The 25948-nt window shown below is 54.5% G+C and carries 25 protein-coding genes and 1 tRNA gene; all 26 read right to left on the bottom strand.

From position 1 onward, the window contains the following. Nucleotide 1: 1 nt before the first annotated feature. The 26 genes from ORG26_RS12725 to ORG26_RS12600 all read right to left on the bottom strand — a co-directional run bounded on the left by ORG26_RS12725 (nucleotide 2) and on the right by ORG26_RS12600 (nucleotide 25928). Nucleotides 2–829, bottom strand: a complete 828-nt coding sequence (locus ORG26_RS12725) for a hypothetical protein (protein ID WP_266362294.1) — start codon at nucleotides 827–829, stop codon at nucleotides 2–4. After that, nucleotides 810–1397 (bottom strand): RNA polymerase sigma factor, encoded by a 588-nt coding sequence (locus ORG26_RS12720; protein WP_266362293.1) that lies wholly within the window; start codon nucleotides 1395–1397, stop codon nucleotides 810–812. The genes ORG26_RS12725 and ORG26_RS12720 overlap by 20 nt, the downstream gene beginning before the upstream one ends. Nucleotides 1398–1508: 111 nt before the next feature. Further along, nucleotides 1509–1778, bottom strand: a complete 270-nt coding sequence (locus ORG26_RS12715; protein ID WP_266362291.1) for a DUF983 domain-containing protein — start codon at nucleotides 1776–1778, stop codon at nucleotides 1509–1511. A 52-nt stretch (nucleotides 1779–1830) separates the two neighbouring features. Continuing rightward, on the bottom strand, nucleotides 1831–2115 hold the full coding sequence (locus tag ORG26_RS12710) for a hypothetical protein (RefSeq protein ID WP_266362289.1): 285 nt from the start codon (nucleotides 2113–2115) through the stop codon (nucleotides 1831–1833). 15 nt (nucleotides 2116–2130) lie between these two features. After that, nucleotides 2131–2673 (bottom strand): DUF420 domain-containing protein, encoded by a 543-nt coding sequence (locus tag ORG26_RS12705; RefSeq protein WP_266362287.1) that lies wholly within the window; start codon nucleotides 2671–2673, stop codon nucleotides 2131–2133. Further along, nucleotides 2660–3391, bottom strand: a complete 732-nt coding sequence (locus tag ORG26_RS12700; protein ID WP_266362285.1) for an SCO family protein — start codon at nucleotides 3389–3391, stop codon at nucleotides 2660–2662. The genes ORG26_RS12705 and ORG26_RS12700 overlap by 14 nt, the downstream gene beginning before the upstream one ends. Before the next feature lies 1 nt (nucleotide 3392). Continuing rightward, a complete protein-coding gene (locus tag ORG26_RS12695) occupies nucleotides 3393–3716 on the bottom strand; it encodes a cytochrome C oxidase subunit IV family protein (RefSeq protein ID WP_266362283.1) in 324 nt (107 codons plus the stop codon). 20 nt (nucleotides 3717–3736) lie between these two features. Beyond that, the gene (locus tag ORG26_RS12690) at nucleotides 3737–4516 is read right to left on the bottom strand and encodes a cytochrome c oxidase subunit 3 (protein WP_266362281.1); all 780 of its coding nucleotides are present in this window, start codon (nucleotides 4514–4516) and stop codon (nucleotides 3737–3739) included. A gap of 21 nt (nucleotides 4517–4537) precedes the next feature. Further along, complete coding sequence (locus ORG26_RS12685) at nucleotides 4538–5131, bottom strand: cytochrome c oxidase subunit 3 (RefSeq protein WP_266362279.1); 594 nt, start codon at nucleotides 5129–5131, stop codon at nucleotides 4538–4540. Nucleotides 5132–5171: 40 nt separating this feature from the next. Next, nucleotides 5172–6065 carry a heme o synthase gene (gene cyoE / locus ORG26_RS12680; RefSeq protein ID WP_266362277.1) on the bottom strand — a complete coding sequence of 298 codons (894 nt, stop codon included), beginning with the start codon at nucleotides 6063–6065 and terminating at the stop codon, nucleotides 5172–5174. A gap of 2 nt (nucleotides 6066–6067) precedes the next feature. Then, complete coding sequence (locus ORG26_RS12675) at nucleotides 6068–7087, bottom strand: COX15/CtaA family protein (protein ID WP_266362275.1); 1020 nt, start codon at nucleotides 7085–7087, stop codon at nucleotides 6068–6070. Continuing rightward, nucleotides 7062–8942: a cytochrome c oxidase subunit I gene (locus tag ORG26_RS12670; protein ID WP_266362273.1), complete on the bottom strand. Its 1881-nt coding sequence runs from the start codon at nucleotides 8940–8942 to the stop codon at nucleotides 7062–7064. Before ORG26_RS12670 ends, ORG26_RS12675 begins: the two co-directional genes overlap by 26 nt. A 34-nt stretch (nucleotides 8943–8976) precedes the next feature. Continuing rightward, nucleotides 8977–10086 carry a cytochrome c oxidase subunit II gene (locus ORG26_RS12665; RefSeq protein WP_266362271.1) on the bottom strand — a complete coding sequence of 370 codons (1110 nt, stop codon included), beginning with the start codon at nucleotides 10084–10086 and terminating at the stop codon, nucleotides 8977–8979. Between the two features lie 36 nt (nucleotides 10087–10122). Continuing rightward, on the bottom strand, nucleotides 10123–11436 hold the full coding sequence (locus tag ORG26_RS12660) for a quinol:cytochrome C oxidoreductase (RefSeq protein WP_266362269.1): 1314 nt from the start codon (nucleotides 11434–11436) through the stop codon (nucleotides 10123–10125). A gap of 33 nt (nucleotides 11437–11469) precedes the next feature. Continuing rightward, a complete protein-coding gene (locus ORG26_RS12655; protein WP_266362267.1) occupies nucleotides 11470–12081 on the bottom strand; it encodes a c-type cytochrome in 612 nt (203 codons plus the stop codon). A 15-nt stretch (nucleotides 12082–12096) separates the two neighbouring features. Beyond that, complete coding sequence (locus ORG26_RS12650; RefSeq protein ID WP_266362265.1) at nucleotides 12097–12627, bottom strand: DUF3341 domain-containing protein; 531 nt, start codon at nucleotides 12625–12627, stop codon at nucleotides 12097–12099. 73 nt (nucleotides 12628–12700) lie between these two features. After that, complete coding sequence (gene nrfD, locus ORG26_RS12645) at nucleotides 12701–14128, bottom strand: NrfD/PsrC family molybdoenzyme membrane anchor subunit (protein ID WP_266362263.1); 1428 nt, start codon at nucleotides 14126–14128, stop codon at nucleotides 12701–12703. 63 nt (nucleotides 14129–14191) lie between these two features. After that, nucleotides 14192–17311 (bottom strand): TAT-variant-translocated molybdopterin oxidoreductase, encoded by a 3120-nt coding sequence (locus ORG26_RS12640; protein WP_266362262.1) that lies wholly within the window; start codon nucleotides 17309–17311, stop codon nucleotides 14192–14194. Between the two features lie 52 nt (nucleotides 17312–17363). Beyond that, nucleotides 17364–18707 (bottom strand): c-type cytochrome, encoded by a 1344-nt coding sequence (locus tag ORG26_RS12635; RefSeq protein ID WP_266362260.1) that lies wholly within the window; start codon nucleotides 18705–18707, stop codon nucleotides 17364–17366. Nucleotides 18708–18993: 286 nt separating this feature from the next. Next, nucleotides 18994–19064, bottom strand: a tRNA-Cys gene (locus ORG26_RS12630). A 76-nt stretch (nucleotides 19065–19140) separates the two neighbouring features. After that, nucleotides 19141–20919, bottom strand: coding sequence for a 30S ribosomal protein S1 (gene rpsA, locus ORG26_RS12625; RefSeq protein ID WP_266362258.1), 1779 nt, complete (start codon nucleotides 20917–20919; stop codon nucleotides 19141–19143). 228 nt (nucleotides 20920–21147) lie between these two features. Continuing rightward, nucleotides 21148–21666, bottom strand: a complete 519-nt coding sequence (locus tag ORG26_RS23585) for an HNH endonuclease (protein WP_266362256.1) — start codon at nucleotides 21664–21666, stop codon at nucleotides 21148–21150. A 180-nt stretch (nucleotides 21667–21846) separates the two neighbouring features. Next, nucleotides 21847–22314, bottom strand: coding sequence for an SsrA-binding protein SmpB (gene smpB / locus ORG26_RS12615; RefSeq protein ID WP_266362254.1), 468 nt, complete (start codon nucleotides 22312–22314; stop codon nucleotides 21847–21849). Nucleotides 22315–22481: 167 nt separating this feature from the next. After that, the gene (locus tag ORG26_RS12610; RefSeq protein WP_266362252.1) at nucleotides 22482–23090 is read right to left on the bottom strand and encodes an OmpH/Skp family outer membrane protein; all 609 of its coding nucleotides are present in this window, start codon (nucleotides 23088–23090) and stop codon (nucleotides 22482–22484) included. Nucleotides 23091–23146: 56 nt separating this feature from the next. Further along, nucleotides 23147–23494: a hypothetical protein gene (locus ORG26_RS12605; RefSeq protein WP_266362250.1), complete on the bottom strand. Its 348-nt coding sequence runs from the start codon at nucleotides 23492–23494 to the stop codon at nucleotides 23147–23149. Between the two features lie 4 nt (nucleotides 23495–23498). After that, nucleotides 23499–25928 (bottom strand): penicillin acylase family protein, encoded by a 2430-nt coding sequence (locus tag ORG26_RS12600; protein WP_266362248.1) that lies wholly within the window; start codon nucleotides 25926–25928, stop codon nucleotides 23499–23501. Between the last annotated feature and the right edge of the window lie 20 nt (nucleotides 25929–25948).

The raw sequence follows: 25948 nt of genomic DNA, 5'->3' as shown, positions 1-25948 counted from the left end.
GTTATTTGTTGTTTTCTTGTCTGTTAAATGCTTTTGTCCGGATGTGCTCGTACGATTCGGCGATTCGCTCCTTGCCGTGTTCGACCGTTTCCGTCGCTTTGGCCAGAATGGTGCTGCCGTTGAGGCCCGTTTCCTGCCAGTCTACCGGCTCCCCTTCCCGGAGGTTGTTGAGTTGCCGCAGCAGCCGGCCTACCCGGATGCGCTTCTTCGGAGTCTGGGCCACCGGCTCTACGGACTGCTCTTCGACAAAAGCCACTACCGGCTCATCGATTTTAACCACCAGCGTTTTTTCGGCCGGGCGCGTGACCAGAGCGGTCGAAGCAGGTTCGGAACTTTTCAGGGTCGGGACTGCGGGTTCAGCGGGCCGAGTCGTTTCTTCGTTCAGTGCCACCTGCTCTCTTTCGGCTTCGGGCAGAGAAAGTGGCTGCGGCTTCTCTTCCAGGGCTACTTCCGGGCTTTTTGCTTTTCCGGGCGTTTGGGCCAGCATCCGGTTCTCCGGCGCGGCATCCGTTACCGGAGAGTCCTGTTCCACTGTCTGCGGCCCGGAGGAAGCAGCGGGAGGCAGCGGCTGTTTTTCCGTTTTCTCCTGCGCCAGCGGCTGGCCTGTTGTTCCGAGCGGGGTACTTGTCTCCTGTTGCCATACCCACCAGCCCGCCAAGAGGAGCACCGCGACACTTGCCGCCGCCGCGAACCACCAGCGACCGCCAATCCGTCGTTCGGGTTGAGGATGGAGGCGCTTCTGCATTTCGTCCCAGGTAGCATTCTTCGGCTTTGTGTCGTGTTCATTCAGCCGACGGGCGAACAGGTCATCAACGGGATGCTGTTTCATATGCCGTATAGTTTTTTTTTGCGTCCAATTGCGTCAGTTGCTTTTGCAGGTAAGCACGGGCCCGGTGTAACTGGGATTTGGAAGTGCTTTCCGTGATTCCGAGCATTTCAGCAATTTCGGCGTGGTTATATCCTTCAATTGCGTACAGGTTGAACACGGTTCGATACCCTTCCGGCAATTCAGCCAACAGGTCGAGCAGTTCTTCGGCCCTGATATTTTCATCCGCCCAGGCTGCTTCGGCCGTCGGCGCTGCATCGTCGAGGTTGACTTCGGCCAGCCAGTGCTTGTGGCGACGGAGGTAGGTCAGCGATTCGTTGACCATGATCCGTTTCATCCAGCCTTCAAAACTCCCCTCCCCTTTGTACTGTCCAATCCGTTCGAACACGCGCATGAATCCGTCCATCAACACCTCTTCTGCCGTAAACCGGTCTCCGATGTACCGGGCACAGACCGTCAGCATCCTCCCCGCAAACCGCTCGTACACCAGCTTCTGGGCACGGCTGTCGGCTCGCTGCAGGGCGCTGATTAACTGCGCTTCGGTTGTAAAAAAGGGTAGAACTCGAATCATGTGCAAAGGTGGATTCAACTACAAGATGCGAGGAAGCAGGCTAGAGGTTGCGCGGCCGGGAAAATTTTTCATAAAAAAACCCGCAGTGTTCACCGCGGGTCTCTTAAGGCGCTAAGCGCCAGGGTTATAAGATATTCCGGAGACGTAATGCAGCCACACAATCCGGGATATCCGAAAGTTGACGGGCGTAATCAGCACCAGCGCCGGAAGAATCACGGCCAGGTAAATCCAGGAGGCCGGATCGTCGAAGGCGTAGAACAGGAGGAAGCCTAGAAACAGCGCCACCCCACCCGACAAGGCGTAACTGACGTACATAGCTCCCCAGAAATAGCCCGGTTCGATTTCAAAGCGCATGCCGCAGTGCGGACAGTGCTCGTGCATGTGATCGAACTTGGTAAGGTTGTACCAGGGGTACTCAAATATTTGGGCTTGTCTACATCTGGGACATAACCCGCCTAACACGGCTTGCGATTTCGAGACGTTGGGCATGCTCTTTTTTACTATTGCGAATCCAGAGGTAGGCAATGGCGCCCACGATCAGGTAAGGAGTCGCCAGCAGATACAGGATACCGGTATTCAGACCGGTTGCCGCCAGATTGCGGCCGTTGCTCATGGTACTTTCGACGGTACCCCGGCACATGGCGCACTGGGCGAACGAATCCGAAACAGTCAGTACGAACACCAGCACAAACCCTACCCACTTCATCCAACTTTTCATATCGATTTAAGTTTTTCAGTGATTATAATACGGGCGAATCAGCAGATAAACGATAACGCCCGTGGTACTCACATACAGCCAGATCGGCAGGGCCCAGCGGACAACGGCCTTGTGCCTGGCAATCTGATTGGTCAACGCAAAATAAACGGCGCGCAGCACAAACCAGACTACGCCAATCGACAAAAGGATATGCGATACAAGCAGAAAATAGTACACCGGCCGAATCCAGCCTTCGCCTCCAAACGGTGTTGACTCGTTGGACAGGTGATACAATACGTAAGTTACCAAAAAGAGCGAACCCAGTGCAAAGGAAGTAAGCATCATGGCCCGGTGCGCGGTAATATTTTTCTGCCGGATGAAATAATAACCCAGCAGCAGAGTGATGGTCGTGACGGAATTGATCACGCCGTTCAGATGAGGCAGTACGGTGGTCCATTCGCCCAGGTCAACTTTCTGACGAATGCCAAGCAGAATGGCTACCACGACCGGAATGGCCGCCGAAAGAATGGTAATCAGCCGTTCCGTTTTCTGATTTTGTTGAAGTTCAAGCGTCGCCATACGGGGGGGATTTTTTTGCATAAATATCCAGCAGGATACGGATTTCCAGAACAAGCCGGTCCACATCTTCTTTGTCGGTGCCTTTGTAATAGCCCCGAATATGGCCGTCCTTGTCTACTAACACCAACCCCTCGTTGAAAGCAAAAGTTTCTTTCTCCGGCTTCAGAATGGGCCGCTGCCCGAACCGATATTCGTACTCGGCAACCCGCTGGACGGCTTTGTGCGTGGGTTGACCGTAAAACCAGCGCTCGGGTCTGGGATCGTACTGTTTTTTGATGGCATTGACGGCCGCCAGCCGGTCCACGAGCGTCAGGGCAACAATGCTGGAATCGTTGGTAAAGATGTCGAGCACGCGATTAACCTGACCGGCTACCCGCAGACAGGTCTGGTCACAGGCCGATCCGTTGAACGAGAGGATGGTCAGACGACCGGCAAAATCTTTGGTATTTTTCAGTTTCAGCCGGCCGGACGTGGAGTCTTTGGGAGGAATGGAAATGGTGTAGGCAGGAACCGCGTAGTAGACCGTGTCCTTCTGCATCTGCCACCAGCTGGCCGTTGGGCTCCGCTGCGTGATGACGGCTCCTGAACCTGGGTCTGTCAGCGGGTAGTACGTCTTGAGCGTGAAATGGTTTTCACCAAATAAGCGCAGGAACAGAAAAATCAAAACCGGGACCACCAACACAAGGATGATGGCCCCGGCTTTCAGGATGCGTTGCATATTAACGGAGTTGGAAGATAGAACCGCCCTCCATCAGCAGGGCAATTAACAACCAGACTACAAAAATACAGGGTAACAGAATCGACCAGATCAGCGACTTCGTTTCGTGCTTCAGGTGCATGAATTCTCCGACGATGTAAAAGGCTTTGACAATGGTCATTCCCACGAAGATGGCCGTTTTGATCGTACCGGCAGGAATCGTGAACGCAATGATAAACTCCAGTGCGGTAATAGCTGCCAGAATCCAGAACGTACGCCAGATCGTTCCCGTCTGAGCAGGTGCAACTTCGTGTTCGCCGTCGTTATGGTATGTATGTTGTGCCATGATAATTTGCGTTTACTTACTTATACCAGATAGAAGAAGGTAAAGACGAATACCCAGACCAGGTCAACGAAGTGCCAGTAGAGGCCGACTTTCTCAACCATTTCGTAGTGGCCGCGGCGCTCGTACATACCCGTTGCCGTGCGGTAGAAGATCAGGATGTTCAGCACCACGCCGGAGAACACGTGCGTTCCGTGGAAACCGGTGATGAAGAAGAACAGATCCGCGAAGGCCGGAGGGCCGTACTGGTTTTCCGTCAGGTTAGCCCCGAAGACGGTCCGCTGCACCCACTGTCCGTTCACCAGTTCTTTGATTACCGAACCTTCATCCGTGCCGTGGATAAAGTGACCCCACTCCCATGCCTGGCTGCCCAGGAAGGCAAATCCACCGATGATGGTCCACAGCATGTACTTTTCAACCGCAGCCCGGTCGCGACGGTGACCGGCTTCAACGGCCAGTACCATCGTTACCGAGGAGAAAATTAGGATGAACGTCATAATACCGACGAACACCAGCGGGGCATGAATGCCGTGCAGGAACGGAACTGCTTCAAAAACCCGTTCCGGAATCGGCCAGTAAAGTTGTGAAAACTGAAATGCGCCGTGAATTGCGGGGTCGTAAGCCGGATAGCTAAAGCGAATCATGCCGTAGGTTACGAGCAGCGCAGAAAAAGTGAAGGTATCCGAGATCAGGAAGAACCACATCATCAGCTTGCCGTAGCTCACCTTCATTGGTTCTACGCCACCCATCCAGGTCCCTTTGTCGAACACGGGCGTTTCCGCCGTCGTTGCAGTAGCAGCCATGCGTTTGCGTGTATTAATCGGTTAATTGAAATACAATAAAAAGCCAAAAAGATAGACCCACAGCACGTCCAGAAAATGCCAGTAGGTATTTGCAATCTGAATTCCGGTCAGTTCTTTTGAGTGTGTCTTCATCCGGAACGCCGACCGCAGCGCAAACAGCAGCACCACGAGTCCGGTAATCAGGTGAAAGGCGTGCAGACCCGTGAAAACGTACATGAAGGACCCTGCCGGGTTACCCACGAAGTACACATTTTGGGCCACAAGGTCTTTCCAACCCTGAAACTGCATACCCAAAAAAACCAAGCCGAACACAAAAGTAATAGAAATCGCTGTCTTGAGTGCGGCGAAATTGTCTTTTTTTGCGGCAATATAGGCCCATTGCATGGAAACGCTGCTCACCAGCAGTACCGCGGTGCTGTACCAGAAAATCCGGGGAACGTCAAATTCCAGCCAGTCGCCTTCGGCCCGGCGCACCAGGTAGGCACTGGTCATGGACGCAAACATCATCAGGATACTCACAATAAACAGCCAAAGCGCAAATCGCTTTGGGTTCATCGAGAGGGTTTCTTCCGGTTCCTCCTGAAGCAACGTCATTGTTTTTACGGTATCGCTCATAGGTCTGTAGTTTGTTGTCGGCAGGCTTTACCCTGACGTTTTACATTTTGTCCAGTAAGAAAGCAATCTGCACAACCGGAAGGTACAGAAACGACCCAAACATAATCTGCAAGGCCGCCCGGTCCGTACACTTTCTCATTAAGTGAAACGTCTGCGCCAGAAACAAAATTCCGAAAACGGTCGCCACAATTCCCGAATGAAAACCCGTCATTCCCATCGCGTAGGGCAGCCAGCCAACCGGCAGCAGGAACAGCGTATAGATCATAATCTGGAAAGCCGTCTGAATGTTTTTGCCACCGGCAGCCGGCAGCAGTTTGATTCCCGCCCGGCTATAATCTTCGTCCGCCACCCAGGCAATAGCCCAGAAGTGCGGAAACTGCCAAAAAAACTGAATGGCAAACAAAATACCCGGTTCCAGGCCAAAATGGTTTGTCGCCGCAACCCAGCCGATCATCGGCGGAAAAGCGCCGGGCAGTGCCCCAACGAACACGGCAACCGGCCCGACCTTCTTCAGCGGTGTATAGACGAATCCGTACAACAGCAGCGAAAGTACGGACAGGGCGCAGGACCGTAAGTTGAAAAACGCCAGAAAAATATAGCAGCCGACGGCAAAGAGCACAAAGCCAAACACGGCGGCCTCCTGCACACTGAGTCGTCCACTGGGCAGCGGACGGCCCGCCGTCCGCTTCATCAGCTTATCGCTGTCCCGTTCGATGATCTGGTTGATGATATTCGCCGCACCGGTGATGGCCAGCGATCCGAGTAGAAGCATTCCCAATTGCAGCCAGTCGATGCGGTGCAGCGCCAGGCTGTAACCAAACGCTCCCGACAGGGCCACAAACAGCGAAAGCCGAAATTTCAGCAGTTCGCCGTATGCCTTAGCCTTTTCTGACAGCGTTACGGTTTGTATGGTTTTACTTTCCGTTGGTTGCATTCTTAATGAGCGTAAGAGAGGGCCGACGGCTGCTCGGTTTTCAGAAAGGTCCGGGCATTAACCATCAGCAGAATAATGAACTGAACACCCAGCGCTACTAAGGCCAGGGTCAGGTGAATCGGTTGGGCAAAAGCCGGAACACCCAGATAAGCCAGGATTATTCCGGAGGCAATCTCCAACAGAATCATGACAAACAAAGCCAGCGTCCAACGGTAAAGGTTGGTGTTCTGCCGGCCCCGTTGGTACAATTGGTACAGCAGGGCTACATGAAATCCCAGTACCAGCAGGGAAAAAGACCGATGGACGTAAAACGGAAGACCGATTCGTTCGATCCAGAACATCCGTCCCGCCTCCCCCATCGCGGTCATCACTTCGTCCATCGCCTCGCGGACCTGCGTTCCCAGCACGACCTGCACGGTAAGCAGACCGATTGACCACCACAGCGTCCGGTTGATGGATCGCTTGGCCCCATCTGCCAGGGACACCACGTACGCGGGTGCATTGGAACGAACCATCACATACAGCAGGGCAAAGATCACCACGATTGCCAGCAGCATATGCAGCGTAACCATGTACGGAGCCAGCTCGGACGAAACGACCTTGGAACCTAACCAGGCGTTGAAGCCGATCAGGAGCAAAGCAGCCAGGCTCCCGACAAACACGGGCCGGTCTTTCCGGAAATAGCGGATGGAGAGCAGAAATGTTGCCAAAACCAGAAGTCCGGATACGGCTCCGACCAGGCGGTTCACGTATTCGATCCAGGTTTTTGCCGCATTAAAAACAACTTCCCCTTTCAGCTTGGCGCCGTAGATTTCGGCGTAGTTGGGAGGAAGTTGCGAAGCATCGGTAGGCGGCACCCAGGAGCCGAAGCACCGGGGCCAGTCCGGACAGCCCATTCCGGAGCCGGTACTTCTGACAACGCCACCTGCTACTACGATGAGGTAGACGCTGATGACGGTCAGAAGTGCCAGCCGCCGAAACAAGCGTTCGTTTTTATTAATGAGGTTGCTTGAACTGGTCATTGAAGTTTTGCGCCTCAATCTCTTTTTCCAGGGCAATCTGCGCCGTTTCGTGCGGCAGGTTTGACTCCGGAGTTTGAGAGAAAGGAACCGTCTGCGGGATGAAGTCTTCCTTCGCACCCGGTTTGCTATAATCGTACGGCCAGCGATAAACCGCCGGAATTTCACCCGGCCAGTTGCCGTGACCCGGCACAATCGGCGTAGTCCATTCCAGCGTGTTTGAGCGCCACGGGTTCAGCGGAGCTTTCTTCCCTTTGAAAAGGCTGTAGAAGAAGTTCCAGATGAAGATCCACTGCGCCGAGAACGTAAAGATAGCGGCGATACTAACGAACGTGTTTAGGTCACCGAAGGTCTTGAAGGCATCGTAGCTCGTGAACGAGTAATAACGACGCGGGAACCCGGCGATACCGATGTAGTGCATCGGGAAGAACACGAGGTAGATACCGATGAACGTCAGCCAGAAGTGGATATACCCCAGTTTGGCGTTCATCATGCGGCCGAACATCTTCGGGAACCAGTGGTAGATACCGGCCAGCAGACCGAAGGCTGAGGCCGCACCCATTACCAGGTGGAAGTGAGCGACGACGAAATAAGTATCGTGCAGTTGGATGTCCAGCGCTGAGTTACCCAGAATGATACCCGTTACCCCACCCGAGATGAAGAACGATACCAGACCGATGGAGAACAGCATCGCCGGAGTAAAGACGATATTTCCTTTCCAGAGCGTCGTAATGTAGTTGAACGCCTTAACCGCCGATGGTACGGCAATGATCAGCGTCAGGAACATGAAGATCGAGCCCAGGAAGGGGTTCATCCCCGTTACGAACATGTGGTGAGCCCATACGATAAACGCCAGGAAGGCAATACCGATCATGGACGCAATCATGGCGCGGTAACCGAAGATCGGCTTACGCGAGTTCGTGGCGATAACTTCTGACGTGATCCCGAGGGCCGGCAGCAGTACGATGTATACTTCGGGGTGACCCAGGAACCAGAAAAGGTGCTGGTACAGAATCGGGCTACCACCCACGTTCGGCAGCGCTTCACCGCCAATGTAAATCTCGGAAAGGTAGAAGCTGGTTCCGAAGCTCCGGTCAAAGATCAGCAGCAGAGCAGCCGACAGCAGAACCGGGAACGAAATCAAACCCAGGACCGCCGTCAGGAAGAATGCCCAGATCGGCAGCGGCAGTTTGCTGAACGACATCCCCCGCGTACGCAGGTTGATAACCGTCGTGATGTAGTTGATACCACCCAGCAGCTGCGACACGATAAACAGGGCCATGCTCATCAGCCACAGGGTCATCCCCATCTTCGAGCCGTCGATAGCCTGCGGCAGGGCGCTCAGAGGCGGGTAAACCACCCAGCCACCCGAAGCCGGTCCCGTCTCCAGGAAGAGCGAAGCAAACATCAGGACGCTCGACAGGAAGAAGAACCAGTACGACAACATGTTCAGGAAGCCTGAAGCCATGTCACGCGCACCGATTTGCAGGGGAATGAGGAAGTTGGAGAACGTTCCGCTCAGGCCGGCGGTCAATACAAAGAATACCATGATGGTCCCGTGCATTGTCACCAGAGCCAGGTAGAACTCCTGATCCAGTTTACCTTGCTCCGTAATCCAGTTTCCCAGCACCGGACGGAGCCATTCCATATTCATGTCCGGGAAACCCAGTTGCAGACGGAACAGCACCGACAGCGACGCTCCCAGGATCGCCCAGAAGATACCGCTGATCATGTACTGCTTCGCAATCGTCTTGTGGTCTTCCGAGAAGATGTACTTTCTCAGGAAGCTTAGCTGCTCGTGGTGGTCGTGCTCTTCAACGTGAGCGTGCGACGCAACGTGCGTGTCAACGGTTGCCATATTACAGGTTAAACAGTCTTTAGTTGTAGGTTAATTATCGCATCGAAACGCTTGCCGTTGCCGTACCGGTACCTGTCGTATCCGTTTCAGCAGCCGTAGGCTCTTCGCCCGCAGCCGGCAGATATTTCGCAGCCTTCGACTTCAGGTTGGCCGGAATACGGCTTGCATAATCCGGGTTTTGCGACAGCCATGACTTCTGCTGGGCAATCCAGGCATTGTAGCTCTCTTCGTCTTCCACCACCACGTTCATCTTCATCGAGAAGTGACCACGGCCGCAAACTTCCGTACAAGCCAGCTCATACTTGAAGTTCGGGTTGCCCGTTTCGTTCTTCATCTGCTCAGTCGTTTTGTCGGCGACAAACCAGAAGCGGGTCGGCATGCCCGGCACGGCGTCCATCTTCACCCGAAAGTGCGGCAGGAACACACTGTGCAGAACGTCGCGTGCCCGAATCTTGAGCAGAACCGGACGGTTAACCGGAATATGCAGTTCGCTCGAAACAAAATCGTCAAAGGAAGCTTCGTCCGACAGGTCGATCCCGACTTCGTTGTTGGCATCGATCAGCTTGTAATTGTAGTTACCGAGCTTGTTGTTATCGGCACCCGCATACCGGGTAATCCAGTTAAACTGCTTGCCGGTAATTTCGATCACCACGGCATCTTCCGGCGCTTCTGACATAATGTCGCGCCATGCCCGCCAGCCCGTGAATACGAGCAGCGCCATCACCACGGCCGGAATAACCGTCCAGATCAGCTCCAGTTTGTGGTTTTCCGGATAGTACGTAGCCTTGCGCCCTTCTTTGTACTGGTATTTGAAAGCGAAGAAGAACAGCAGGGCATTGGTGATGAAGAAAGCCAGCGTAATGATGGCCATTACCAGCCAGAACAGGCTGTCAGTGCGACGGCCATGCGGCGTGGAAGCCTCAGGCAGGAAACTGTCTGTAGCTTCAATGAACGACCAGGCAGCCGCAATTGAGCCAAAAATCAGGAAACCGAGAAACAGGATACCGTTGATCCGGTTGCTCATGCCTACCCGGCCGTCGGCTTGCGTACCTCCCATGCTCTGCAGAACAGAGGTCATTCGCATCAGTACCACCACGGTCAAGACCAGGAATACCAGTGCTAAAAGTCCTACAACGTAAACCATATGAATTTGTGGGTAAGAGTAATAAAGTAAGGCCGATTAAATATCGTGATGCAGTGACTCTTCCAGCATCGGGTGATTTTTCGCAATCAGATTCGCTTTGGTAAGCTGGGTAGAAACGGACCAGATGAAAGCGCTTGCGAAGACCAGAATCATCCCGAACTCCAGCGGACCAAAACCGGCGTGTTCGCCAACCGTTCCCGGCATGATGTTAACCCAGAAATCAAAGTAGTGACCCACGAGAATTGACCAGCAGGCAATCTTCAGAATGATGGGCGTACGCTTTGCGTCCCTTGTCATCAGAACAAGGAAGGGAACGAGAAAGTTTAGGAACAGATTAACAAAGAACGGGGCTTTGTAGATACCGCCGTAGCCTGAAAAACGCTCCCGATAATAGATGGTTTCTTCCGGCAGGTTGGCGTAGTAAATCAGCATGAACTGAGCAAACCACACGTATGTCCAGAAGATGCTGAACGCAAACATGAACTTTCCAAGGTCGTGCAGGTGGCTTTCATTGACCGCTTTCAGGTAGCCCTGCTCTTTCAGCGAAACGACAATCAGGGTAATGATCGCCAGACCCGTTACGTGCCAGCTTGCCAGCGTGTACCAGCCGAACATCGTCGAGAACCAGTGCGTGTCGATCGACATCACAAAGTCCCAGGCCGACGTAGAAGACGTGACGCCAAACACCACCAGGAAGGCCACCCCGAACTTGATGCTTTTCTCGTAATACTCCGTTCCGCCGTACAGGTCTTCCTGCAGGGAGAAGTTACGGAGCATCCGCCACAGCAGATACCAGGCGGCGAAGTAAATCACCATCCGAATCAGGTAGAACGTCGTGTTCAGGAAGCCGCGCTTACCCGCAATGATCGGATCGTATTCCGGGCTGTTGACATCGTACAGTCCTTCGTGCGTCCAGTGGAACAGGTCATGTCCGGCGATAAAGAAGGTTGCCAGCATGACAACGCCCATGATCGGAAGGAAAGCAGGCAGCGATTCCGGAACCCGCTTGATGACGGCCGACCAGCCGGCTTGTGCCAGGTAGTTGTAGGACATGAAGAACATGCCGATCACCGAAGCACCCGTAAAGTACACGGCGTTTACCCAGACGTTTGCCCACAGGCGGGTCGTCCACTTAAAGCCGTGTCCGGCCGCATTTTCACCACCGTGGCTGGCCGCGTTGCCGTGACCTACTTCCGCGTGGCCGTGATCTCCTGCACCGGAAGCCAGCAGGTAGCAGCCTAGCGCAACCAGCGCCACCCCGACGAGTCCGCCGATGATGAGGCGCCGCTTGCTTTCGGCGGTAAATTCAAATTGTTCGTCTAATGACGGTATCGAATGTGAATGAGCCATTACGTTTCTAAGAATTATAATGCCTAGCTGAAATTAACCCTCGTTTTGCAGCTTTTGCACGTAGTGAACGATTTTCCAGCGTTCTTCCGGAGTCATTTGTGAGCCATGCGGCCACATCCGACCTTTTCCGTGCGTGATGACGTGGAAGATGTGTCCATCGTTCATCGGCGGCAAGCCTGAGTAGACCGGAACCCCTTTGTACTGCTTGGCAACCAGGCCATCGCCCTTACCGGTTTCGCCGTGGCAGTGCTGGCAGTAACGGGCGTAGTATTCCTTACCGTCCGTCAGCACCTGGTCATTGAGGGGAATCGGATTCTTCAGCACGCGTTCCGAAATCGTAATGCTGTCCGGGTGGATGTTGTAGACCATCAGGTCTTCCGTGGACCGGCCCGTGCTGTCACTGAATTTCGTGTGGTAGTTCGGACGTGACACCGTGCCACGAACCGGCTCCCACAGGTTGGTTCCGTATTTATTATAAGGATTCTTGAAGCCGTCGATCTGCTTATAAGGCTCGTATCCAACGGGGTCATACATATTCGGAGCGTATTCGGTCCCCGGATCGTCATGACTCCGCTTACAAGCCGAGAATGTCAGCACGGCGGCCGTCATCAGCAGAAGCGAACGGTTCAGACGCATGAATTTCATGGGTGTCAGAGGAAGTTAAAATTGTTTAACATTCACTTCGGCAGCGCCCGACGTCCGGAGGACGTTCGTGATTTCCGCTTCCGACATTTTGTTTTTTTCCAGGTCGATAGCCAACACGAACTTGTTGTCGGTGCTGCGCAGATCAAACATCAGGGGCTTTACGGTGGGCCCGAGGCCATTGGATACCAGGAAGGTACCCACCATTCCGAGAGCCGTAAAGAGAACCGTAAACTCGAACATTACCGGGATGTAAGCCGGCAGCGCGTACGGGTCCTTACCGCCAATGATCATCGGCCAGTCGAACTTCATCGTGTACAGGGTGAGTGCCACCATGCACAGGAAGCCGGTCAGACCAAAAAGGAAAGCAGCGATACCGATGCGGGTACGCGGGTGACCGATGGCCACATCAAGTCCGTGAATCGGAAACGGTGAGTAAACTTCGTGAATCCGTACGCCTGCTTTTTTTACTTCTGTTACCGCCTTCAGTACGACATCATCATCGTCATAGACGCCTACCAGAAACTTGCTATTGTGAAGATCAGCCATTCTTGTGAACTTTTCAGTTTAAGGTAATCAGGTACGGAGAAGCCGAAGCCGCTCCGTACCCTTTCGCTATGTCTTATTCAGCGTTTTTGTTAAACGTCGGATTCGCTACGCGCTCGCCTTTGGCAACTCCGGATACCGATTTCGGCAGTTTTTCGGAAGAAGACTTGATGACAGCCTTCACCTCAAACATGTTGATAACCGGGAGGAATTTTGCAAACAGCAGGAAGAGCGTAAAGAACAGGCCAAACGAGAAGATGTAATCGCTGATGTCGAAAATCGTCGGAGAGAACATCGCCCAGCTCGACGGCAGGTAGTCGCGGTGCAGCGACGTAACGATGATCACAAAGCGCTCGAACCACATCCCGATGTTCACAATCACAGACAGCACAAACGTCCAGGTGATGCTCCGGCGAATCCGGCGCGACCAGAACAGCTGCGGCGAAATTACGTTACAGGTCATCATGGCCCAGTAAGCCCACCAATACGGACCGAAAGCCCGGTTGATGAAGGCGTACCGCTCGTATTCCACACCGGAGTACCACGCGATGAAAAACTCCGTCAGGTAAGCAATACCCACGATCGAACCCGTCAGCGTGATGATTTTGTTCATCGACTCAATGTGCTCGAACGTAATGTAGTCCTCCAGTTTGAACACCACCCGCGTAATCAGCATCAGGTTCTGCACCATCGCAAAACCCGAGAAGATAGCACCCGCTACGAAGTACGGCGGGAAGATAGTGGTGTGCCAGCCCGGAATAACCGACGTGGCAAAGTCCATACTTACGATGGTGTGTACCGAAAGTACAAGCGGGGTCGAGATACCGGCCAGAATCAGCGAGATGTATTCGTAACGGGCCCAGGTTTTGGCACCGCCGTTCCATCCCAGCGAGAAAACGCCGTAGATGTAGCGGGACACTTTGCTCGTCGCCCGGTCACGGATGGTAGCCAGGTCAGGCACCAGACCGATATACCAGAATACCAGCGATACGGTGAAGTACGTGCTGATGGCAAATACGTCCCAAACCAGCGGTGAGTTGAAGTTTACCCACAGCGAACCGAAGGTGTTCGGCAGCGGCAGAGCCCACAGAGCCAGCCACGGACGGCCCATGTGCATCAGAATGAACGAGGCTGCGCAGATAACGGCGAAGATCGTCATGGCTTCCGCGGCGCGGTTGATGGACGTCCGGTATTTCATCCGGAACAGCAGCAGGATGGCTGAAATCAGCGTTCCGGCGTGACCGATACCGACCCACCATACGAAGTTGGTGATGTCCCAGGCCCAGCCAACGGTTTTATTCAGACCCCATACGCCCAGACCTTCCCACCAGGTCCAGAAGACACAGGCGGTGCCGTAAATAAGAACAACTACAGAAATTCCGAAAGCAATCAACCATTCGCGGGTCGGCTTGCCTTCTACCTGCCGGCAGATGTCCTCCGTCACGTCGGCGTACGTCTTGCCCCCTGTTACCAGCGGGGTTCTCACGGGTGATGTAACGTGCATTGTGAGTTAAGTAATTTGAATTCTACGAATCGAATTAAACTGTACGCAAATTAGAACGGGCGCTTAGGCCTCCTCCGGTTTCGCCGCCTGACGGGACTCCTGCTTGGGGTCTTCGTCTTTGTTGCGAATCTTGGTCAGGTATGAAATCTGCGGTCTTACGTTAATTTCTTCCAGCACCTGGAACGCCCGGCCCTGATGCTCTTCGCGCAGAATCCGCGCTACCGAGCTGTCCTGGTCGTTCATGTCTCCGAAGATGATGGCGTCCGTCGGGCAGGCTTGCGCACAAGCCGTCTGAATTTCATCCGGATACGGTCTTCTGCGTTCTTTCTTCGCCGTCAGTTTTCCTTCCTGAATACGCTGTACGCAGAATGAGCATTTCTCGATTACTCCCCGCGAACGTACGGTTACGTCCGGGTTAATGGCCATCTTTCCGAGGTCATTGTTGAAGTTGTAATCGAAATTGTCGTTATCAAAATACTTAAACCAGTTGAACCGGCGCACTTTGTATGGACAGTTGTTGGCGCAGTAACGGGTGCCGATACAACGGTTGTACGTCATCTGGTTCAGACCTTCCGTACTGTGCGAAGTAGCAATAACCGGACAAACCGTTTCGCAGGGCGCGTTCGAACAGTGCTGGCACAGCATCGGCTGGAACGTCACCTCGGGGTTTGCCGAAGCCACCTCCAGGCCTTTCAGATCTTCGGCTTCGGCGTCGCTGCTGTAATAGCGGTCGATTCGCAGCCAGTGCATTTCCCGACGGTTGATGATTTCCTGACGGCCAACCGTGGCAATGTTGTTTTCCGAAATACAGCCGACCACGCAGGCGCCGCAACCGATACACGAGTTCAGGTCGATCACCATTCCCCACGAATGGTTCGGTTTGCCGTAGCCGTTCCAGAGCGTAATCTCTTCCGGGCTAACGGGACCTTCGGACGTGTTGACCTTCGGTGTAAAGCGTCCGGCCATCGGGTCTTTCTGGTAAGCGGCCAGTTTTGCTTCCTGAACCACCGCCCGGCGACCCATCACCGTGTTGTGCGTCTGGGTCTGGGCGATTTCGCGCGTACCGCCTGCTTTCTCCAGCTTCACGCCGGTAGCCGTGGACGACAGCGTTCCGCCAACCACCGATGCAAACGGAAAGGCATTTGCCCCAACTCCGTTAGCCGCTTTCCCTGCTTTCTCGCGACCATAACCCACGGCGATCGAAATCGTTTCGTCGGCCTGACCGGGCTGAATCATCACAGGTACTTCAACTGACGTGTTGTTCAGTGAAATTGTTACAAGATCGTTCTGCGAAACGCCCAGATCGTTGGCCGTTTTGGCAGAAATTAATGCGTAGTTGTCCCAGCAGGCTTTGGTGACGGGATCCGGCAATTCCTGAAGCCAGGGGTTATTCGCCATGGCACCGGTACCAATCGAGACTTTCTGGTAAAGGGCCAGTTCGAGACCCGTTGCGGTGGCTTTGTAACGCTGGGCGATTGCCGAAGCCGCCGCCGGGAGACCAGCACCGTTGAATGAGGCAGCGGCCGCCGTCGGAGCCGCAGGCTCCAGCACACCGTTGTTCAGAGAACGAATCCAGAAGTCTTCGAAGCTTCCCGTCGCGCCGGCTGCCGTGTAGATGTTGGCACGCCAGAAACGCTTCAGATACGCCTCATAATCGCCGTTCAGACCCGCCCAGGTCAGCAGGCTTGTCTGCGGCTGACGGGTTTTGAAAATCAGACCGATCGTCGGCTGCATCAGGCTGTAATAGCCCGATTTCACTTCGGCATCCCCCCATGATTCGAGGAAGTGCGGAGCCGGAGCAATGTATTTTACCAGAGAAGCCGTTTCATCGGCCCGGTCAGCAAACGATACTGACAGAGCCACGCGCGGAAGCGCTTCGGCTAGTTCTTTGCCCCGCGGGTGGGTATAAACCGGGTTGGTATCCCAGAACAGAACGGCCTGCACCTGTCCGCCTTTCACCTCGTTGATGAAGGCGTTCATGGCAGCATCGTTCCCCTGGCGGGTATTCAACGGACGGCTAATATCAATCGTCGTTCCGTAGCTGCCCAGCAGGCTGTTCAGCGCATTAACTACCACCTGGACGTTCGGGTCGTTGGAACCCGCCACAACCAGAGCGGCACCTCGGGCAGCGATCAGGTCGGCAGCGGCCTTGTCCAGACCGTTGACATTCACGGCCGGAACGCTCAGAGCAGCACCGCCCAGCTTGGACGCTACCTTATTATACAGGTTCGCTACTACCAGTCCTTCCTGCGACGGCTTGATTCCGGTGCGGTAATCCGCGTTGGAACCCGTCATCGTCATGGTTGACTCGAACTGGTAGTGACGGGACATTTCCTTCTTATTGCCGTTCGCCTTGACAGCACCCAGCTTCCGCGTCCGTCCGTACTGAACGGCAAACTCCAGCGGGTTTACCCACGAACCCAGGAAGTCGGCACTGATGCCGACGATGACCCGGGCCTTGCTGAAGTCGTAAGACGGCACAATCGCCTGACCAAACGAGGCCTGGTTAGCGAGGGTAATGCCGTAAGCGGAGTTGGCGTCGTACTGGATGTGGCGGGCCGTCGGGTACTTGGCCGCAAAATCAGCAATGACCGCCTTGGAAGACGGGCTGAGGACCGAGCTGGATACGATCCGGATGGCACCGCCGCTAGCGGCAATCTGCGCCAGCTGGCCGCCAACTTCCCGGTCGATGGTTTCCCAGTTGGTATCGGCATCCCCTTTCTTAGGCCCTTTCAGCTTCTCGATATCGTAGAGAGACAGAACGGACGCCTGCACCCGGGGCAGCGTACCGCCGCCGGTCAGGGTAGACGTGGTGTTCCCTTCGATTTTGATGGGGCGACCGTCGCGGGTTTCTACCAGAATCGGTGCCCAGTCTCCGCTATCAATAAAGGTAGAGGCGAAGTAGTTGGAGATTGTCGGGAAGATGGTCTCCGGTTTGTTGAGGTACGGAATGGCCCGTTTCACCGGTGCATCACAGGCTGCCAGAGATACAGCCGCCATACCGAAGCCAAGCACTTTCAGAAAGTCGCGGCGGTCAGGCCCCATGCCGTCCACAAGGCTTCCTTCCTGGTTGCTTTGCTCAAGATTGGTATCAGAGAACTCCTTGTGCGCGTTGGCAACGAATGACTCGTCGTTACGCAGTTCTTCAAGCCCTCTCCAATACCGTTTTGTTGTATTTTCCATACGGTCTTGCTATTCGGAATCAATCAGTTACGATTGGTTTTGAACGATGGGATTAATAGTGACACTTCGAACACTCCAGACCACCAATGTTGGCTACTTTCAGCGGCTCCTTCGTCTCTTTCGCGTGCAGAGCCACCAGTTTGTCGTAGTAGGCGTTATCTTTCGTATTGACCTCCGTTTTGCGGTGGCAGTCGATACACCAGCCCATCGTCAGCGACGACCGTTGCTGCATCACTTCCATTTTCTCCACGTCGCCGTGGCACTGCTGGCACTGGATGTTGCCGACATTGACGTGCTGGGCGTGGTTGAAGTAGGCCAGATCCGGCAGGTTGTGAACCCGTACCCATTCGATCGGCTGATCCTTTTCGATTGCCTGATAAATCTTCTGGATTTCCGGAGACTCTTTCTTAATCACACCGTGGCAGTTCATACAAATGTTAGCCGACGGAATGTGAGCGGATTTGCCCTTGTTGACACCGGTATGGCAGTAGTTACAGTTGATCTGGTACTGACCGGCGTGCAGTTTATGCGAGAAAGCGATCGGCTGCTTCGGAGCGTATCCCTGCTGGATACCGATGCTGTACAAACCGTCTACGGTCTGCTTGGCGACGATAAACGCAAAGAGCCAGATGACAATCGAGCGGAGCGTGCTGTTACCCGCGGCGGCCGCCAGATTCGTGCGCAGACGGTCGAAGAAAGGCGTTCCTTCCGTAGCAGCACCCGGCTGGGCACCCGTTACGGCTTTCGACAGGATGGAAACAATTACGAGCAGAACACCCAGAACGAGCAGCATCACCACCATCAGGGCCACCAGTACGAAGGTGAAGAGTCCTGAAGGGCTTTCAGAAGCGGCAGTCTGCTGTCCGGGAGTCGTTGTCACAGGTCCACCATCTGCGTCCGGAGCTGCCGGTGCGTTGGCCGAGTTGACGTAAGCAATAATGCCCCGGATGTCATCGTCTGACAGACCAGGGAAGCTTTGCATCACCGTCGGGGCGAATTTGTTATACAGCGCAACCGCGTAAGGATCTCCGCTGGAGATAACCGCCTGCGGGTTCTTGATCCATTTGATCAGCCATGCTTCGTCGCGGCGCTGGGAGATGCCTTTCAGGCCGGGGCCTACAACAACTTCATCCGTGACAGCGTGACACTGCTGGCACTGGTTAGTAAACAACTCCTGCCCTTTGGCTACATCGCCACCGGCACCAGCCGCGGAGGCTGTCGAGTTGTCGGACGGAGCGCCAGTCGCTGCAGGAGCGCCACCAGCATTTGCCGTGCCATTATCCTGCGCTGTCACCGGAGAGCCCGCCAACAGGACAGACAGTGCAATTACGAGTGCACTGCTGAACCCACGGAACTTCTTGTGAATCAGTGAGAAACTAAGAAAATCAGTATGCATACCTACTTTTAATTTTCCATTAACACACAAAAGTAATTCACGAACGGTTCTTAACCAAGCACAAATGGTTTGATATTTTGCGCCGGAATTTTATTTATACTTCTTCTAAGGAAGTGCTCTAAATCCGCTGATTTGAATGGAGTTGTAACAAAATGTACCTTTCAGTGTTTCAGAAAATTGCGCAAAGAAAAATGCCGCCCGGACTCCATTTTCAGGGAGCGCCGAACGGCATTTTATGTCCTGTTTTCAGACAGGAGCAACTAGAAAAAGTACTAGTTAAACGAAGAGGTTCCGAGCGGATTCGAACCGCTGTGGGAGCTTTTGCAGAGCTCTGCCTAGCCTCTCGGCCACGGAACCAGTTGAGAAACGTGCCGCAAAACTAACAAAAAATCAGTACCGCGACACGTTTTCTCTAAATTTTACTCAATTATTCTTACTTCGAACCGCCTTCCATCTTCTCTTTCAGAGCAGCCAGGGCGTCGAGGTCACCGAGCGTAGCGCCGCGTTCCTGCTGCTGGGCAGCGGGTTGCGGTTTCGGAGCAGCGGCTTTCTTCTCCGCTTTCGGAGCTTCGCCTTTCTCCTGCCACGTCTTCGTGTGCGACAGCATAATGCGCTTCTCATCCTTCGAGAACTCCTGTACTTTGAAGTCGAGCGACTCGCCTACTTCGGCCATCGTTCCGTCTTCCTTCGCCAGGTTTTTCAGGGCCGCGAAGCCTTCGATGCCGTACGGCAGTTCCAGCGTAGCTACCTTGTCGTTCTTCGACAGGATCGTGCAGCGGTGTACAGAACCCGGCGTGAACAGCGATTCGAACGTGTCCCACGGGTTTTCTTCCAGCTGCTTGTGACCCAGAGCCAGACGACGGTTTTCCACGTCCAGTTCCAAAACCACCACGTCCAGTTCTTCGCTCACTTTGATGAAGTCAGACGGGTGCTTGATCTTCTTCGTCCACGACAGGTCGGAAACGTGCACCAGACCGTCGATGCCTTCTTCCATTTCGAGGAACAGGCCGAAGTTGGTCAGGTTACGAACCGTGCCTTTGTGGCGGGTGCCAACGGCGTATTTCGTCACCAGCTCGGGACGTGACCAGGGATCCGGCGTCAGCTGCTTGATGCCAAGCGACATCTTGCGGTCGTTGCGGTCCAGCGTCAGCACCACGGCTTCTACTTCGTCGTTCACTTTCAGGAAGTCCTGCGGGTTGCGCAGGTGCTGCGACCACGACATTTCTGAAACGTGGATCAGACCTTCTACGCCCGGCATGATTTCGAGGAACGCGCCGTAATCGGCAACATTCACGATGCGGCCTTTCACGTGTGAACCTACCTGGATTTCGGCCGACAGGTTATCCCACGGATGGGCCTGCAGCTGCTTCATGCCCAGAGAGATCCGCTTCTTGTCTTCGTCGAAATCGAGAACGACGACGTTGACTTTCTGGTCGAGGTGCAGCAGCTCGGACGGATGGCTGATGCGGCCCCACGAAATGTCCGTGATGTGCAGCAGACCGTCGACGCCACCCAGATCGATGAACACCCCGAAGTTGGTCATGTTCTTGATCACCCCTTCCAGGACCTGGCCTTTTTCCAGGTTCGTCAGGATTTGCTGACGCTGTGCTTCCAGATCTTTTTCGATCAGGACTTTGTGTGAAACAACCACGTTGTCGTTGGCGTAGTTGATTTTCACCACTTTCACTTCCATCTTCTTGCCCACGAACACGTCGAAGTCGCGGATCGGCTTCACGTCGATTTGTGAACCCGGCAGGAAGGCTTCAATGCTATAAATATCAACGATAAGACCACCCTTCGTGCGGCGCTTAACGAAGCCTTCGATCACGAGGTCTTCGTCCAGAGCCTGCTGGATGCGCTGCCATGCCGTGATCACTTTCGCTTTCTTGCGGGACAGAACCAGCTGACCGTTGGGGTCTTCCTGATTTTCTACGTAAACTTCTACTTCATCGCCGATTTTCAGATCGGGCAGGTCCCGGAATTCAGAAGCCGGTACGAGGCCGTCCGATTTGAATCCGATGTTCAGAATCACTTCACGGTCCGTAATCCCTACGACCGAGCCCTTCACTACTTCTTTTTCGTTAACCTGTGCGAGCGTGTTGTCGTACAGTTGCTCCATGCGGCTGCGTTCTTCTTCGGAATAGCCGTAGCCGAAGCCACGGTTGTCTGCGCGATCCCAATCGAAAGCAGGCAGTTCTTGCGTTTTAGCCATAAATGTTTAGTTGTGGTCCTGATTACATCAGCCCCCGGACCTTCCTGGCTGAAATTTTGGTTGAAAAAACGGATGCAAAGTTAAGCAGACTTCTGCGATTTTAGTTCACTGATAGTCAAAAGATTTTTGGGTTAACCACCAGCAACGCGGAGGCCCGCACCCGGGCCACAAAGCGTTCTCTGTGTGCCCGGTGCAAACCTCCGCGTCTTGGGTCGCTAATTCGTTCTTTTAATTGATTACGCCCTTTTCGCGCTTGCTCAGGAATGGCATCCAGCTATCCTCGACGGAGCCCGAAAAATCCCGCAGAAAGACAAGGAAGGACGGCTTAAACGGTTTGTGATGCAGTTTGAGGTTCGCCTCTTCCGGCGTCAGGTCGCCTTTGCGGGAGTTGCATCGCTTGCAGGCAGTCACCAGGTTGTCCCAGTTGGTCTTTCCGCCGCGGGACTTCGGCATGACGTGGTCGAGCGTCAGTTCTTCGTGTGTGCCACAATACTGGCAGCGGTTGCCGTCGCGCTTGAAGATGTTCTGCCGGTTGAGCATAACGCCCTTGTACGGCAGATGAACATAGCGGTGAAGGCGAATAACGGTCGGTGAAGGATATGCATCCGATACCGTACGCAGGACATGAGATTCAGATTCGGCAACTAATTCTGCTTTGTTGAGATAAACCAGCAGAAACGCTTTCGGTACGGAGCAAATGCTCAATGCGCTGTAATCTTGATTTAGCACCAGTACTTTCCTGCCCATATCGACGTCTGGCTCCTTTCGTTTTTATAGCAATTTACTGATATATAACTACAAAAACGAGTTGTGCGCCGAATGTTCATAAAAAATTTACGAATGAAAAAACACCAATTATGTCCTTTGTGAAAGGCGGATTCTGCTCCACCGGACCCGTAATTCGGCGTTTCTTCCCTCGTAACTCCCTTAGTACCGTTCCCGGTCCAGGTCCCGGCTTACATCGCGTTCCTTGATGCTTTCCCGTTTGTCGTACAGTTTTTTTCCTTTGGCCAGGGCGATCTCCAGCTTGGCAAAACCCCGGTCGTTGATAAACATCCGCACGGGAATGACCGTCAGGCCCTGGTCGGTCAGCTTGTCCTGCAGTTTTTTCAGCTCTTTTTTCTGGAGCAGCAGCTTGCGGTCGCGCAGCGGTTCGTGGTTGTAGTGCGTGCCTTCGGTGTACGGCGAAATGTGCATCTGGCGGATGTACAGCCCGTCGTTCAGGAAAAAGCAGTAGGCGTCGCCCAAATTGACCTTGCCCTGGCGGATGGATTTGATCTCGGTGCCGGTCAGCATAATGCCCGCGGTATACGTATCCAAAAAAAAGTATTCGAAAGACGCCCGGCGGTTCCGGATGTCCACGTGTTTAGCGATCTTCTCTTTCTCTTTAGCCATAACTCAATAACCCGGAATGCTATTCCGGCCTTAAATGTAACCCGGAATACTATTCCGGGAAAGCTTAACCACAGGTGATGCTCTGGTGCAATAAACCCGGAATAGCATTCCGGGTTACGAAAAAACCCCGGAGGGTGTCCGGGGTTAAGGCTTCCTGAGGGAGCGGCTTATTTTTTGGCAGGAGCCTGCTCTCTGTCTTTGTATTCCTTGTTCAGCCCGGCGATGATCTGCCTGGTGGCGTCCAGCGACTGGTCGGCAAACAGAATGCCGCCGCCTTTGGTATAGCCCAGCACAAAATCATACTGGTTCGATTTGTTCACTTTTCTCAGGTAATCCTGAATCTGTGAATAAAGTTCTTCATTCTTCTTGGCTTCCTCTTCGGCCAGCCGGGCAGCCGCCTGTTCGCGGTAGGCCAGGAAGTTCTGCTGTTTCTGCTGAAGAGCCGCTTCCGTGGCGCGCGCCTGCTCCATCGTCATCGTCTGGGCTTTCTGCTGGAAGAAGGCGATTTCGTTCTGCAGCGAGCGGCCTTTCGAGTTCAGGTCGTTGTCGAGCTGGAAACGCTTGCTTTCGAGCAGCTTCTTGGTGTCTTTGAAATATTCGTAATTCGTCAGCAGCGAATCGACATTCACATAGACGACTTTCTTGACTGGAGCAACGGTTGAATCGGCGGCGGTGGCGGCAGACGACTCGGTGCTGGGTCCGGAGAAATGCAGGTAGTACAAGTAGGCTACGGCCGCGGCCAAAACCACATTCAGAATCAACGAGGCTTGTTTCACAATCAACAGGTATTTAACAATTTGAGGTAACAAAAATACAAGTTCAGAAGGATATTCTACGCTTTTGGTTGAAAAACCTGCCGAACCTGATACCCAGCCAGTCCCGACAGGCCGCCGACCAGGCCGCCAACCAGCGTAGTGACCAGCAGCATCAGCCATCCGTTTTCCGTTTTGAAAATGAGCAGCGCCATCCGGCCCGTCAGCAGGCCGCCCGTCTGCGTATGCTGCACCAGCGCGTAAACCAGCCAGACGACGGCAATTCCCAGAAATCCGTTCAGGAAAGCCCGTCCACCGCCCGGACTGCGCCAGTAGCAAACGGCGAAGGCAATAACGCCGATGATCCACCAGGGAAGAAAAAACTGCGCCGCTGCGCTCAGCAGGGCAATGAGGAGAAACGGGAGCATAGGGTTATTTGATGCTTAATTTCGACTTGATCCGCGGGCTTTGTTCATTGGCCGATTGCAGAAACAGCAATTCGTTCAATTCGCCTTTCCGCCAGGTTTCGAGCAGATTCAGGTAATAGGGACTTCCGGGGTTGCCCGACTGCCCGCCGGGATAAACGCCGTAGCCTTTCGGCGTAGGTCCAAGAGCCACCACCATGCGCCACGAAGGCCCAATTCGTTCCGTCGTTGCATTCACGACGCTACTTCCTCCGCCAATCTGCACATCCATGGCACTGAGGGCATCCAGGCCGGGAATCAGGTGGCGGATGTCCGTACTTTTATGCGCCGCCCAGGCCCATTTCCCGCCTAGCGAGCCGTGCATTTTCTGCAAAGAATCGACGGCCGTGCGGAAGCTGCTGTTGACCAGCTCGGCGTACGTCTCGCGGCGGTCAGTGGTCCGGCAGTTGTCGAACCAGCGGGAAGCGGGTTCTTTTTTGATCAGTGTCAGCAGGCGGTCCCAGGACGGATAGCGCATGGGTCTTGCGCCCTCGGTCGGCAGATCGTCCTCCCAGACCGCCGTCCGCAGGACACCCAGCCAAACGGTGAAGATGCTCGCTCCGGCGGCATCCGGACTGTTTTGAAAATTCCACGTCCGAACGGCCTGCAGCGCCTTCTGCTGTTCCGAACTCAGTCCCTGCGTCTGCACGGCGGGCAGCATCACGGGCAGGAAGTCGGCGGCGCGGAGGTTGTAGTTGTCATTCTGTAGCATCCGCAGGCTATCGACGGTCGCTTTCTGCATGCTCGTCAGCCGGTCGTTGATGCGGCGTCCGCGCTCGGCGGGCGCGTATTCCCAGTGGAGGTAATACGGGTACGTCGGGTCGGTGGAGAACTGGTTGGCAGAGCTGACAAAGCCACGCGGCGGATTCTTCACATGCGGGTTCTGTTCGGCCGGTATCCAGCCCTGCCAGTCGTGGGCCGGGTTAGTGCCGTCGAGCAGGAATTTGCCCTGCTCTTTCCATTTCAACGGAAATTTGCCGTTAGGCGTGATGGCGATGTCGTTTCCATTGCTGGCAAAGACAAAGTTCTGGGCCGGAGCTGCGTAATAGGTCAGCGCCTTGCGGTAATCGTCGTAGTTCCGGGCCCGGTTGAGGAAATAAAAGCACTTGACGTCGTTGGACACTTCATGGGCAATCCAGCGGACGGCGTATCCAGCGGGAAAATTATCCCGAAACGGTTTTTCGTTTTCCAGATACATCACCGGTCCGTGGTGCGTGTACAGGACGGTATCCATGACATCCGGACGGCCTTTCACCCTGACCACTTCCACGCGGCGGCGGACGGGCTTCCACTGGTTGTCGTGCCAGTACTGTTCCTTTTTCGCATCCCTGAATTTTATCCGGTACAGATCGAGCACATCCGACCCAACGTTGGTGACGCCCCAGGCCACATTCCGGTTAAAACCAATGATTACGCCTGGCGAACCTGGCAGCGAAGCGCCGTACACGTTCATCTCCGGCGTATGCAGCTGAATCTGGTACCAGATTGACGGCAGGCTCAGGGTCAGGTGCGGGTCGTTGGCCAGAATCGGGTAGCCCGTCGCCGACTTCGCCCCGCCGACCGCCCAGTTGTTGCTCCCAATCGACGGGTCATGGTGCGGCAGGTTTACGGCCAGCGGCGTACTGTTGAGCGAGTCTTTGGGCGGCTGGGGCACTTTCAGCGACGTGAAATTCCACGGGGTTCCGGACGGAATGATGGGGCTTTCCAGAGCCGGGTAGTTCGGAAACAGATCGCTGGTGACAGCCTTGCCGTAGCGGGCCAGAATGTTTGTCATGTCCGCGTCGTCGTTGCCGAGCGCCAGCGTACTGGTCATCTGCTTCAGCAGCAGCGCGCACTTGAAGGGCGTCCACGGCTCGGGGGCGTAACCCAGCAGTTTGTATTCGAGCGGATACCGGGCGGGCGACAGGCTGTTGATATACGCATTGATGCCATCGGAATAAGCCTGCAGCATTTCTTTGGTTTTCGGATCGGCCTCCACGCCTTTCATGAACTGCTCGGCTCCGTACACCATGCCCAGCCGCCGGTTGAAGCGGTCCAGTTCGGCGGCGCGTTCCCCCACAATTTCGGAAATCCGTCCGGCGGCGGCATGCGTCTGAAACTCCATCTGCCAGAGGCGGTCGCGGGCCGTGATGTAGCCCTGGGCGAAGTAGACATCATGGTCGTTCTGGGCAAAAACGTGCGGCACACCGAGGTCGTCGTACGCCACCGTCACGGCGGCGCGGGTGCCTGCGAGGTCGAGCGTCTGGTCGGTGGGCGAAGCGGATTCAGCGTTTTGCCAGAAGCCGACAAACGGGCTGATCAACCTGCCGAAGGCCGGAACCGAACCCCAGCTGCGATCCAGAGCGTAGATTAATCCGGCGGCCAACAGCAGGGAAAAAAGGGCTTTAACGAGTCTCATAACCGGGGAAAGTGCATTAC

The sequence above is a fragment of the Tellurirhabdus rosea genome, assembly GCF_026278345.1.
Classification (GTDB): domain Bacteria; phylum Bacteroidota; class Bacteroidia; order Cytophagales; family Spirosomataceae; genus Tellurirhabdus; species Tellurirhabdus rosea.
The sequence above is the reverse complement of the archived record's forward strand: the minus strand, read 5'-3'. Positions and strand labels throughout refer to the sequence as shown.

Bases quoted from the DNA above. Each gene is read 5' to 3' on its own strand.
- ORG26_RS12600 (WP_266362248.1), bottom strand. From the start codon at position 25,928: ATGAGACTCGTTAAAGCCCTTTTTTCCCTGCTGTTGGCCGCCGGATTA.
- ORG26_RS12635 (WP_266362260.1), bottom strand. From the start codon at position 18,707: ATGCATACTGATTTTCTTAGTTTCTCACTGATTCACAAGAAGTTCCGT.
- ORG26_RS12640 (WP_266362262.1), bottom strand. From the start codon at position 17,311: ATGGAAAATACAACAAAACGGTATTGGAGAGGGCTTGAAGAACTGCGT.
- ORG26_RS12665 (WP_266362271.1), bottom strand. From the start codon at position 10,086: ATGGTTTACGTTGTAGGACTTTTAGCACTGGTATTCCTGGTCTTGACC.
- ORG26_RS12655 (WP_266362267.1), bottom strand. From the start codon at position 12,081: ATGAAATTCATGCGTCTGAACCGTTCGCTTCTGCTGATGACGGCCGCC.
- cyoE (WP_266362277.1), bottom strand. From the start codon at position 6,065: ATGCAACCAACGGAAAGTAAAACCATACAAACCGTAACGCTGTCAGAA.
- rpsA (WP_266362258.1), bottom strand. From the start codon at position 20,919: ATGGCTAAAACGCAAGAACTGCCTGCTTTCGATTGGGATCGCGCAGAC.
- ORG26_RS12725 (WP_266362294.1), bottom strand. From the start codon at position 829: ATGAAACAGCATCCCGTTGATGACCTGTTCGCCCGTCGGCTGAATGAA.
- ORG26_RS12605 (WP_266362250.1), bottom strand. From the start codon at position 23,494: ATGCTCCCGTTTCTCCTCATTGCCCTGCTGAGCGCAGCGGCGCAGTTT.
- ORG26_RS23585 (WP_266362256.1), bottom strand. From the start codon at position 21,666: ATGGGCAGGAAAGTACTGGTGCTAAATCAAGATTACAGCGCATTGAGC.
- ORG26_RS12710 (WP_266362289.1), bottom strand. From the start codon at position 2,115: ATGAAAAGTTGGATGAAGTGGGTAGGGTTTGTGCTGGTGTTCGTACTG.
- ORG26_RS12650 (WP_266362265.1), bottom strand. From the start codon at position 12,627: ATGGCTGATCTTCACAATAGCAAGTTTCTGGTAGGCGTCTATGACGAT.
- ORG26_RS12660 (WP_266362269.1), bottom strand. From the start codon at position 11,436: ATGGCTCATTCACATTCGATACCGTCATTAGACGAACAATTTGAATTT.
- ORG26_RS12690 (WP_266362281.1), bottom strand. From the start codon at position 4,516: ATGGCTGCTACTGCAACGACGGCGGAAACGCCCGTGTTCGACAAAGGG.
- smpB (WP_266362254.1), bottom strand. From the start codon at position 22,314: ATGGCTAAAGAGAAAGAGAAGATCGCTAAACACGTGGACATCCGGAAC.
- ORG26_RS12705 (WP_266362287.1), bottom strand. From the start codon at position 2,673: ATGGCGACGCTTGAACTTCAACAAAATCAGAAAACGGAACGGCTGATT.
- ORG26_RS12720 (WP_266362293.1), bottom strand. From the start codon at position 1,397: ATGATTCGAGTTCTACCCTTTTTTACAACCGAAGCGCAGTTAATCAGC.
- nrfD (WP_266362263.1), bottom strand. From the start codon at position 14,128: ATGCACGTTACATCACCCGTGAGAACCCCGCTGGTAACAGGGGGCAAG.
- ORG26_RS12670 (WP_266362273.1), bottom strand. From the start codon at position 8,942: ATGGCAACCGTTGACACGCACGTTGCGTCGCACGCTCACGTTGAAGAG.
- ORG26_RS12685 (WP_266362279.1), bottom strand. From the start codon at position 5,131: ATGAGCGATACCGTAAAAACAATGACGTTGCTTCAGGAGGAACCGGAA.
- ORG26_RS12695 (WP_266362283.1), bottom strand. From the start codon at position 3,716: ATGGCACAACATACATACCATAACGACGGCGAACACGAAGTTGCACCT.
- ORG26_RS12675 (WP_266362275.1), bottom strand. From the start codon at position 7,087: ATGACCAGTTCAAGCAACCTCATTAATAAAAACGAACGCTTGTTTCGG.
- ORG26_RS12715 (WP_266362291.1), bottom strand. From the start codon at position 1,778: ATGCACGAGCACTGTCCGCACTGCGGCATGCGCTTTGAAATCGAACCG.
- ORG26_RS12700 (WP_266362285.1), bottom strand. From the start codon at position 3,391: ATGCAACGCATCCTGAAAGCCGGGGCCATCATCCTTGTGTTGGTGGTC.